The sequence below is a fragment of the Vallitalea sp. genome (genome assembly GCF_025211055.1).
GTDB lineage: Bacteria > Bacillota > Clostridia > Lachnospirales > Vallitaleaceae > Vallitalea.
The window spans coordinates 62,579-74,301 of sequence record NZ_JAOARO010000002.1 but is presented as its reverse complement, the minus strand read 5'-3'; the positions used below and the strand labels follow the sequence as shown (position 1 = coordinate 74,301).

The 11,723-nt window shown below is 28.5% G+C and carries 8 protein-coding genes; 2 read left to right on the top strand and 6 right to left on the bottom strand.

Going from position 1 to position 11,723, the window contains the following annotated elements:
- Positions 1-477: 477 nt before the first annotated feature.
- From N4A55_RS00460 to N4A55_RS00445, 4 genes are all read right to left on the bottom strand, one after another.
- Complete coding sequence (locus N4A55_RS00460) at positions 478-1,182, bottom strand: CvpA family protein (RefSeq protein ID WP_293753426.1); 705 nt, start codon at positions 1,180-1,182, stop codon at positions 478-480.
- Positions 1,183-1,194: 12 nt separating this feature from the next.
- Positions 1,195-2,334: a DUF5711 family protein gene (locus tag N4A55_RS00455; RefSeq protein WP_293753425.1), complete on the bottom strand. Its 1,140-nt coding sequence runs from the start codon at positions 2,332-2,334 to the stop codon at positions 1,195-1,197.
- A gap of 5 nt (positions 2,335-2,339) precedes the next feature.
- The gene (locus tag N4A55_RS00450) at positions 2,340-3,464 is read right to left on the bottom strand and encodes a YkvI family membrane protein (RefSeq protein ID WP_293753424.1); all 1,125 of its coding nucleotides are present in this window, start codon (positions 3,462-3,464) and stop codon (positions 2,340-2,342) included.
- 83 nt (positions 3,465-3,547) lie between these two features.
- Positions 3,548-4,987: a glycogen synthase gene (locus tag N4A55_RS00445; protein ID WP_293753423.1), complete on the bottom strand. Its 1,440-nt coding sequence runs from the start codon at positions 4,985-4,987 to the stop codon at positions 3,548-3,550.
- Positions 4,988-5,359: 372 nt separating this feature from the next.
- Between N4A55_RS00445 and pepF the strand changes: the two genes are divergently transcribed.
- A complete protein-coding gene (pepF, locus tag N4A55_RS00440; RefSeq protein ID WP_293753422.1) occupies positions 5,360-7,165 on the top strand; it encodes an oligoendopeptidase F in 1,806 nt (601 codons plus the stop codon).
- 1,149 nt (positions 7,166-8,314) lie between these two features.
- Here pepF and N4A55_RS00435 read toward each other — a convergent pair.
- Positions 8,315-9,481 carry a LysM peptidoglycan-binding domain-containing protein gene (locus N4A55_RS00435; protein ID WP_293753421.1) on the bottom strand — a complete coding sequence of 389 codons (1,167 nt, stop codon included), beginning with the start codon at positions 9,479-9,481 and terminating at the stop codon, positions 8,315-8,317.
- 333 nt (positions 9,482-9,814) lie between these two features.
- Here N4A55_RS00435 and yyaC point away from each other — a divergent pair, with 333 nt between their 5' ends.
- The gene (gene yyaC / locus N4A55_RS00430; RefSeq protein WP_293753419.1) at positions 9,815-10,390 is read left to right on the top strand and encodes a spore protease YyaC; all 576 of its coding nucleotides are present in this window, start codon (positions 9,815-9,817) and stop codon (positions 10,388-10,390) included.
- A gap of 217 nt (positions 10,391-10,607) precedes the next feature.
- Here the strand turns inward: yyaC and N4A55_RS00425 are convergent, their stop codons facing one another.
- Positions 10,608-11,669, bottom strand: a complete 1,062-nt coding sequence (locus N4A55_RS00425) for an endonuclease/exonuclease/phosphatase family protein (RefSeq protein WP_293753418.1) — start codon at positions 11,667-11,669, stop codon at positions 10,608-10,610.
- Positions 11,670-11,723 lie beyond the last annotated feature (54 nt).

Sequence of the window (11,723 nt, the reverse complement as noted above, 5' to 3'; positions counted from 1 at the left end):
TATAAGTTTCATCTTGACCAGATTGCTCTGGCTTATATTTTATAGACTATCGTCTTTATCCATTAATTTACTAAGGAATTTTCTTGGGTAAAACTTATTACTAAGTTTTTGGTTGTTTCACTGTTCAGTTTTCAAGGTTCTCTGTTTCTCTTGTGTTTGCTGCCTTATTTGTCAGCGAAGAGAATTATATCACCCCACATAGTCAAAGTCAAGCGTTTTTTTAATATTTTTTATTTATTAATTAGGATTTATAAATTATATAAGGTCCAAACCCTGTTATATACTGGCTTCACACCATCTGGTAAATGTATAAAAATAATATATGTTTTTTCCTATATTAAATTCAATTATACCAAAATACTTTATAAAATAAAGTCTAAACCCTAATTTTGGAATTTAGACTTTTACCCTAATTTAAAAATATTCTATTCTTAAACTACTTAAATTTCTTTACAACCACTAAATAAAATTAGATACTTATACAATACTCTTCTTAATATTAGTAACAAAATTCATCAGTAAGTTATTATCATATAAATATCTAGCAACTTCAGACACTTTTAATGTATCAAAAACATTACTCACATTTGGATTAGTACTCATAAGAGAAATAACCAAGAATAAAATCCATACTATGATAACTCCTTTGATAGCACCAAGAACTAATCCTCCTATTTTATTTATTTGATTAAGAACCGGTAATTTACTAACTAAATCAAGCAAATTAACTATTATCTTAACCAAAATAGTAACTACAATAAATACTCCTAGAAATGAGATAATATTTATTATTAATGTAGCAATCAAACCACCTATATAGTCACCTATACTATTTACATTAAGTAAATTATATACCTCACTATTATTATTAGTTACCAATATGTGTTTAAATTGTTCAGGCAAATTTAACTGATTGATAAAATTGATTTGTTCTCCTGTTGAATTAACGTTTTCAGTTGCACTATTTAAATTCAATAAGCCAATTATGGAATCCTTGATAGAACCATATACCCCTGTATTCTTAATCAAGAACTCACTTACATGTGGATATATATACATAGTAAGTACAACTGATACAATTAATGAAACAAAACTGAAAAGAGTCTTAATTAATCCTCTTTGATAGGATATAATTGCACATATTGCAATAATTCCTACTACCACTATATCTAACCAAGTCATCTTATATCCTCCTTATTTTGTTAATTTTACTATCTGATACTGATTTTGTAAAACAATCAAGAAGCTATTATTACCAATGGGCATAATATCTTTGACATCACCTTTTACAGTAGATTCCCAATTTATTTTACCATTATAATATTCTCTAATAAAAAATTCGCTTTCAACATAGTAATTATTCTCATTTCCAATTAATCTTGTTATTTCATTATCAAATTCTGTTACGTTTAATGATTTTCCTTCTTTATTGTACATAACTAGACTGTTATCCTTATAACTTCCTTCATTCTCAATAGATCTTCCATAGAGAACAAGCAATTTATCCTCTGTATAATTGACCTTACTTATTTCATTAGGTGCTTCTATTTTCTGTATTTCCTCAGGAATTACATTTACCTTATAAAAAAGAATTCCTTTATCACCTACAGCAGCAACATGCTCATTATCCAGAAATCTGATTTCAGGAACCACAGCTTCATCAATACTAAAACCTCCTGTTACTCTTTCAGCATAATCACTACCATTATCACTAAAATTGAAAAATGTTAGATTAGATACTAGAGAATTCCCCTTTACGTAAAGATAACTAGTAACCATTTTAGAACCATCTTCAGAAATATCAAAAGCTAAAGGATAACCATCATTTTCAGTAAATGTCTCTCTATGTATTAACTTAGTTCCATCTGAATCAAAAAGTTCTATAATATGTCCTTTGTTTTTTTGTCCAATGATTGCAACTATTCCATTTTCATTGATATCAAACATTAGAATCGGAGAACCAATATTATAATCTCTAACAAAACCATTTTTATCAAATAGATAAAGCTCTCTGGCAGATATATCTGCTACTGCTAAATAATTTTTCTCTTTTATAACTTTTGGATTCATCATATTGAATGTCTTATCCCATATGGTTGTCCCATTAGTATCCATCATAGTAACACCATCTTTTGAAGATCTTACTATGTTTTTTTCTAATTTACTTATATGTACTTTATCAGTAGAATTATATTCAAGGTTATTTAATACCTCTAATTTGACTTTCCCACTAACGAATCCAAAACCATTAGGTCTAATAATTAGGACATATGCTGTTATAGATACTATAACCAGTAGCATCATTAAAAAAATTTTTATCCTTTGTTCTTTCAAAGACTTCACCTGCTTTTAATGTTTTTAGTAAGAGTTTTTCCAAAAGGAAACGTGTTATTTTTAATCTTAACCTTAAATTGTTCATATTTCATTTTTACAAAGTAAACCAATATAAGTATAACTTCAAATACACCTATGTATCCAAAAACAGGATATATTTTACCTACCATATTAGAAAAACCTATCTGAGAAAATATAACAGCAAATAAGATGAATGCAGCTAATTTTATCTTCCCATGTTTGGTATTTGTCAATTTCAACTTGGATAATATACCATACCCATTAGCAACAGCAGTTGTAAACATAGCAGAAATCAAAACTATAATATAAATATATTGTAACACCTTAGCATATCTCATTACAATAGCTAGCATAGGAATTTCTATTCCTTGTATATCGGAATAATGAACTAGTATAACAAAACCTAATATAACACCTATCATTCCTAATGCTATTCCTGCCATTAACGAACCTAATCTTGCTGTAAATTTACTCTTAACTAATTTATGCAGAGTTGTGAGTACTACAACAGCGGTAATTATATTATAGGATACATAAATGATTGCTGAACTTAACCAATTATCTCTAACAACTAAAAATACTTCTACAACCTTATTCATTACTGTGGTACTTCTGAAGAACCACATGTATAATCCCACAATCAACACTCCAATAAGCAAAATTGGTGCTAATATGGAGTTAACAGCTATAACCCCTTTCACATCAAACAAAAAAGTAATATAACAACAAACTGCCATAGCAAGAACCCCTACTTGATATGGTATATGAAATCTCTGTTGGAATAATGCTCCTGAGCCTGCAAACATTGCACAAAAACATACAAACATAAAAAATATAACTGAAAGCTCCAGTATCTTCCCAAATGTTTTTCCAGCAATGGGATAGATAAACTCTTTATAACTTGTAGCTTTGTTGAAAAACAGGATTTCCAGTACAGCCCAGCCCACTATAGCAAACATTACACCTGTAAGTAATAATCCTACCATACCTTTATAACCATAATAAGCAAAAAATTTCATTAATTCTTGCCCAGAAGCAAATCCTGCTCCTAAAACAGTTCCTATATATACAGATGCTATCTTTATAGAATTTTTAAAATCTAATTTCAATTAATCAACTCCTGAACATAATGTACATTATATATTTATGTTCACAAAGTGTAGTTAATACCATATTACTATAATTGGTTAATCTAATCTTTTATTTTAATTAATTGATTATATTTTTCTATATACTTTTTAGCTGAGTTATCCCATGAAAATCTTTGATTCATACAATTACCAACAATACATCTCCATCTATCTTTATTACCATATGTTTCTAATCCTTCATTAATAGCTTCAATGAATTCATTTACATCATATCTATCAAATAGGAATCCTGTACCTTTGTTTGATCCAAAAGGTATAACTGTATCAGCTAGACCACCCGTTTTCCTAACTATAGGAACAGTACCAAATCTCATGCTGTATATCTGTGATAATCCACATGGTTCAAACAGAGATGGCATCAAGAAGAAATCACAACCTGAATATATGAGTCTTGCCATTTTTTGATTAAAATCTATTATTATTGCTACTTTATCAGGATGTTTATTTGATAAATCCATTAATGCTTGTTCGTATTTTTTATCACCTGTACCTAATATAACAAATTGTAGGTCTTCACTAATTAATTCCTCTATTGCTTTTAAACACAGATTTATCCCTTTTTGTTCACTAAGTCTTGATACCATACCTATCAAAGGTACTTTTTTTACTGGTAACCCAATTTTCTGTTGTAAAAAATGTTTATTTTCGTACTTTATCATTAAAACATTATCTTTATTATAATTTCTATAAACATATTCATCTGTTTCACAATTAAACTTTTCATAATCTATACCATTAATGATACCATATATTTTACTTTTATATTGTCTTAGAATCCCATCTAATCCATAGCCATATTGGGGAGTTTGTATTTCCTTAGCATAATTGTCACTAACTGTAGTGACTATATCAGAGTAGATGATACCACCTTTCATAAAGGAAATATTGCCATAGTACTCTAATTTATTACTATCATAATATTTATGAGACAATCCGATTCTATCCAGAGAATCGCTGCCAAATACTCCTTGATACTGTAGATTGTGTATAGTATATACAGTCTTAATATTATTATAGAAGGTTATATGGCTATACTCATTTTTCAGAAGAAACGGTATTAATCCACTATGCCAGTCATTAACATGAATTATATTTGGTTTGATATTAAGTACTATTAACATTTCTAGAACTGCTTTTGAAAAAAAGCCAAATCTTATATCTTCATCATCATACCCATACAAATTATCCCTTTCAAAATATTCCCTACTTCCTATAAAGTAAGTAGTAAGACTTTTTTCTTCATATTTATAAATCTTAGCTTCATTTGCTTTATCTAAGGTTTCTACAATGAAGCTACCAACTTCGTTTAACCCATACTTTTCTTCTAATCCTTTATATTTTGGCATCACTCTTATCATGTTGAGCCCATTATTAGCTATAACTTCTGGTAAACATTCTCCAACATCTCCTAAACCTCCCGTTGTACCAAAAGGTGCAATCTCAGCTGAAACATAGAGAACCCTCAATTTATTTTCCATCATAATGATCCTTCCTTTTAACAGACAATATGAAATATTCAAAATATACATCTATGATTATACCATAACTAATTTAAGAAAATCATTAAAGTTTTATTAAGCTGGTTAATATAATCTTTATATATCTGTTATATAATCGTTTTTTTCAACTTTTATAGTATATAAAAAACCACCATATAATATGCTAATATTTTTTTATATCTATAATGATGTGAATTAATCCATTTATTAGTATTATTGCTAATTAAATATGATTAAATCAAGTTTTAACTATTTTTTATAATTTAAAATACCCATTAACAAAAAATAATAATAAAAAATATAGAAACTTTAATGTATATATATTATACTACCATTGAAAGGAGTTGTTATAATATGAGTAAAATGGCAAAATTGCCTAAGAGAAATGAGATTAGTGATGAATTCAAATGGAGATTAGAAGATATGATTTCATCCAAAGAAGAATGGGAAATCATGTACAAGGAAATTATGTCTATGACAGAGGAAATCACATCTTATTCCGGTAAATTAAAAGAATCAGAAAATATCTTACTTGATTGTCTTAAAAAGAGAGACCAATTGGAAGAAAAACTTTCAAGATTATATGTATATTCCAATATGAAATTACATGAAGATGCAAATAATTCTGAAGCACAAAACACAGCAGAAAAAGCTAATTCATTAATGGTAAAAGTTAATAGCAGTATTTCATTTATTGAACCAGAGATTTCTTCTATGTCAGATGACCTTTTAAAAAGTTATATGGATTCATCTGATGGATTAAAGCTCTATAAGACTTATTTTGATGATTTATTACGTAAAAAAGAACATATCTTAAGTATGGAAGAAGAATTATTATTGGCTAGAGCTCAAGAATTAGCTGGAACACCAGAAAATACTTTTGCAATGTTCAATAATGCTGATCTCAAGTTCCCTACAATCAAAGATGAAGATGGTAACGATGTGGAACTTACAAAAGGTCGTTATGTCACTTTCATGGAAAGCACAAACAGACGTGTCAGAAAAGATGCTTTTGAGGCTTTGTATGGTACTTATAGAAAATATAAAAACACATTAGCAGCCACTTATAATGCCAATATTAAAAAGGATATATTCTATATGCAAGCTAGAAAGTTTAATTCAACTTGTGAAGCTAGTCTATTTGAAAATAATATTCCAGTTGCTGTATATGACCAATTAATTGAAACAGTTCATAAATATCTACCTTTAATGCATCGTTATGTATCTATTCGTAAGAGAATGCTTAATCTAGATAAACTTCATATGTATGATGTTTATACACCAATAGTTAAAGACATTGATATAAAAGTTACTTTTGAAGAAGCAAAAGAAAAAGTTCTTGAAGCACTTGCTCCACTTGGAGAAGAGTATTGCGATCTTCTAAGAAAAGGCTTTAATGAAAAATGGATAGACGTATATGAGAATGAAGGCAAGCGCAGTGGAGCTTATTCATGGGGTACTTATGGTGTTCACCCATATGTTTTACTTAATCATCAAGATGATGTAAATCATATGTTTACTCTTGCCCATGAAATGGGACATTCACTTCATACTTATTATTCATCAAAAACTCAACCTTTTATATATGCAGAATATCCAACCTTCTTAGCAGAAGTTGCTTCAACAGTTAATGAAGCTTTATTGATGGAATATCTACTAAAAACTACAGAAGATAAGAACCAAAGATTGTATTTAATTAATTATTTCATGGAACAGTTCAAAGGAACACTTTATCGTCAAGCAATGTTTGCAGAATTCGAAAGAACAACTCATGAATTAGTTGAACAAGGAGAAGCCCTAACAGCAGATACTCTAAGTTCTATGTATCATGATATCAATGTAAAATATTTTGGCGAAGATATGATAATAGATAGTGAAGTTGATATGGAATGGGCTAGGATTCCTCATTTTTACTACAATTATTATGTATTCCAATATTCAACTGGTTATTCAGCTGCTATTGCACTTTCTCAAAAATTATTAAAAGAAGGCGAAGAAGCAGTAACGAAATACAAGAACTTCCTTAAGAGCGGTAGTTCCGAATATCCTATTGATACTCTTAAAAAAGCAGGTGTTGATATGACTACTGCTGAACCTATTGAAAAAGCTCTAAAAGTGTTTGAAGGATTATTGGACGAGATGGAAAGTATAATTGAGTAATACTACAATAATTTCATATAATTAATAATTTATTTATTAAAATCAACTAATGAATTGAACTCAAAATTGACAGCAAGTAAGTTTATTTCTTGCTGTCAAATAAATCAAATATTATATCATCAATACATTTCTAAATATTTAATAATAAAAATATAATAGCATACTAAACTTATCATTATAAATATTATTTAAAATATAATTTACATGAAATATTTTTAGTGATCACTAAAAAATAAAATGGAGGTAATTTTTGTGAAAAAAACACTAATTAAAATGGTAAGTTTATTATTAACATTTATAAAGACTATTCCAAACAAATAAAAAAACCTATGTTATCATACAATAAAAATGCAGTATTTTCAACCACAGATTCAAAAAAATTTCTTGATACTCTTTCATATCAAGTATCAGATCATAAAATTGATTTATATATAGAAAAAGGCGAAACAATATATACTACTTACGAAGTAGAAAATACAATAGGAATAGTTTTAAATATCCCATCTATAATAGCAGGTAGCCTCTCAATTCCTACCCTAATAGCTAAGAAATTTCTTCAAGCACTTATTTATAATTCATTAATCTTTATTTTTTCTACTTATTTAATTATATATGGAATACTAATTCTTACAGGTAAAAAAATTATAAATTTGGAAAATCATTTATTTAAAAAATATATTACTATAAAAAACAAAAATCGATTTATAAAACTTATAGGGTATATTGATTTTTGTATGGGTACTATATTTTTAATACTAGATATTGCATTAATATATAAGAATGATTGTTTAATGTATATTACACTATTTCTTCTCATTGTAATACCTCTTATTTTACTTTGTATATTTATAATACTTATACGTTTTAAATAATTCTAGACTAGGCATTTTTCACTATATTAAAATGGTATTTAATAATCACTAATGTACTTAACCCAATATGGTTTTGGATATCCTCTATGTTATGGTTTGTATCTTTGGTGCGTTATTATTTCAGAGACAGCCCCTTATCCTCTTCCGAAACATAAAAAAGATAGAATAGGTTCAGTGAAATATCTAAACCTATTCTATCTTTTTAAAAACTTGTAGCCATCCCGAAGATTATATTATCTGACAGCTATTATCATCTTATAAAATATTATTTTAAAAATTATGGTTTTGGTAGTTTGATTTCTTGTCCAACATAAATTTTATGTTTATTTGAAATATCATTCAACTTCTGAATGGTTGGTACCATATCCAATGTATTATAGAATTTCTCACTTATAGTATTAAGACTATCCCCAATTCGCACTGTATAGCTTGTTGGTATGTCCTCTGGGTTAATAGTTTGTGTCTTTGGTGGTATTATTGTTTCCGTATGTTTTTCTTCACTTTCTAATCCACTTTTGGATGTTTGTCCATCATTATTGCCATTGACATCAGGTATTTGGGCACCTAATTCATTATTAACCATGATACTGTTTTCACTTTCCAAGTCTATGACTTCTTTTTTTATGTTATTATATTTTTCTGTTATGGTTTTCATAGCTGCTTGTAAATCATTAAGTTTTTCAATGTTGTTCAATAATCCAATCCCCATAACAAGGCATATAAGAACTAAACCGCCGCACAATATAGATAACATATTGATGAATTTCTTTTGATATATATCATCTTTCCTTTGTTGTTCTTTCTTTCGGAATGTTTTAATGATATCATTATCCTCATCTATATCTTGCTCATTCTTTTCTTCCTTTTTAGTTTTATTCTCTAACATATAATTATGCATAGATGGATTCTTGTCATAGTATATATAATAACCTTTTTTCTCTACTAACTCACCATTTTCATATGAAAAAAATGAATCCTCTTTTTCTAGAGGGTCAACAATATATAAAATTTGTTTATCATCAATAAAATTTTTATTATGGTGTTCTTTCAAAAAAGAGGTTAATAATATACCATAGCCTGGTTGGGTATACATCCAACCAACTACACTATAATCCTCAAAATACTTTCTAATTTTTTCATAAACATGATACCATGTTCTTTCTGTTATACATAGATCTCCATTAACTTTCTCAGCATAATCACCTTGAATTGCACCATCTATTATGACTATTACATCACCTTTGTATGTATAATATTTTCCTATTAAAAAAGCTATCTGTTCAGATGATGTTTCTTCTGCTGCAAATTGATGCAGATATGAATATACATAATCTTCCATGTAGATTCTATTACCTTCTCTGGCATCACCAATTTGACGAACATTTTTGGGAAGTGATTCAAGACCCTCTAGATATAATTTATTATTCTTATAATTTTCATTCATAATTCCCACACCCCATAAATACATTAAGTATATGAAGATAATAGCACATATAAATAAAAAATTTTATCAAAGCTTGTCTGTGAAATAGTTTTTTATTCGATACTAAATTTCCTTTTATTGGAAAAAGTGATTTGGTATAGATGTTGATGCATTTATATGAAAATAATTGGTATTTATTGTAAATTATTTACAATATCTATTCCTTTGGTTTAATTAACTATTTTTTTGCTAAAAATATATATATCTAACATTAATATTCAATTCAATAGTTTATCTAGCTATATGTTTATAACTAAAATCCGTTAAAAATTCTAAGAAAGTAGGCTGATAAAAGTGAGATTAAAAAGAAATTCCGAAGAAATTCATTATTATAATGTGAAAGATATATCTGCTATTAGTAATTTTTCTAATACGTTATTTAATCTTATAGAAAAGTACACAGATATCAATACCAGTATTGTTATTTTATGCATAGGCACTGATAGAGCAACAGGTGATTGTCTTGGACCCATAGTGGGATATAAGTTAAAAAAGATGTTCCTTAACAATGTAACGGTTTTGGGAACATTAAGTAATCCTGTCCATGCCAAGAATATTGAAGAGACCGTAAATAATATTAAATCCAATTTTAAAAATCCTTTCATAATCGCTATAGATGCCTGCCTTGGTAAAATGGATCATATCGGATATGTAAGTATAGGAAAAGGCTCTATTAACCCTGGTGCAGGTGTTAATAAAACCTTACCTCCTGTTGGTGATATGTATATAACTGGAATCGTAAATTTTTCTGGTTTCATGGATATGCTTATATTACAGAACACTCGTCTCAATACTGTTATGGGTATGGCTGACTTTATTGCCTTCGGCATAAGAAGAACCATCAATAACTTGAAGAGATCTGTTGGATAAGCATACTAACCTAAAGCTTGTATATGTAGGTTTTAAATAAATGGTTACTAACATTCTGAACCGTTATGTTTTTCCCTAATATCTTACCCCATATGTTAATAGTATAATTACATACACTTTTCCTTTTTTGAAAATATGTATGTGACATTTTTATTGACTGTATGGAACTTATGATAATTAAACTCTGGCATCAAGTCATTGATTATCTTATACACTTCTATTTCAATATGAATTCCAATGTAACTGGATTATGGTCAGAGTATTTAAATTCAAGTTGGTGACCTTTTACACTTACTATATCCACATTAGGTGATACAATAAAACCATCAATAACACTAAAATAATTCTCACCTTTTTTATAAGGAATATCTAAGGTTCTATTAGTTGGAACATTCTTATCTGCTCCCCACTTAAACCCTTCTGGTTTGAAGTCTTCTGGAACCTCCTTAAGCCACTCAGGCCATTCCTTACTTGATTCAAATATATTAGAATCTGTACCTGGTATAGCATGATTCCAGTCACCTGCAACTACAACATAATTACCTTTTTCATATTCCTTGCTTATGTACTCTTTCAAAAAACCTAACTGTTGTTTTCGTATGACTCCACCTTTATCATATGCAGATAAGTGTGAATTGATTAGAACCAGTTCCTTGCTTTCTTCAACAGGTAATCTGCTTTCTATGAAACATCTGTCTAGGAGTGCTAATTGTCTTGGCCAGTTCTCTTTTCCAGGATATCCATAACGATTAGTTTCATCTATCTTATATTTACTCAATGTAACCAAACCAGACTTTACACTGCCATGAGGCTTTGCCAGTGGTACTGGTACCCAAGGAACTTTGTAATTTATACAATACGTTGAACTATAATCAGTTAAGTTTTTTTTCAACTGTTTATATTCATTGATACTATAGCTTCTAGTTGCTTTTATATCAACTTCCTGAAATAGAATGAAATCTACTGTCTGACTTTCTAGAAATTCCGTGATACCATTAAGATTTTCTAACGTCTTTTCTTTGCTTTTTGACCTTGACCCCGTACCGCCATCCATAAAAAAGTCTTGTCCTGCATCGAGTCCACAATAACCAATATTATATGTTAACGCTGATAGTTTAGTTTCTTTTGATAAGATATTATCTAGGTTATTTTCAACATTAAGTGATATGACTTCCTTTGGTCTATAATCTGTTACTGTCATAAATACGAAGTACATTACAACAACTAAAGCTAATAGTACTATAATGATACCTAACACTTTTAAAAACCTTCTTAACATAATAAAACCTCCATTTTTTATTGGATTAATCCTCAGGCTCAATAATTATGCTAG

Excerpts from the sequence above, each read along its gene's own strand:
- N4A55_RS00460 (WP_293753426.1), bottom strand. The coding sequence starts at position 1,182 with ATGACTTGGTTAGATATAGTGGTAGTAGGAATTATTGCAATATGTGCA.
- pepF (WP_293753422.1), top strand. The coding sequence starts at position 5,360 with ATGAGTAAAATGGCAAAATTGCCTAAGAGAAATGAGATTAGTGATGAA.
- N4A55_RS00445 (WP_293753423.1), bottom strand. The coding sequence starts at position 4,987 with ATGATGGAAAATAAATTGAGGGTTCTCTATGTTTCAGCTGAGATTGCA.
- N4A55_RS00425 (WP_293753418.1), bottom strand. The coding sequence starts at position 11,669 with ATGTTAAGAAGGTTTTTAAAAGTGTTAGGTATCATTATAGTACTATTA.
- N4A55_RS00435 (WP_293753421.1), bottom strand. The coding sequence starts at position 9,481 with ATGAATGAAAATTATAAGAATAATAAATTATATCTAGAGGGTCTTGAA.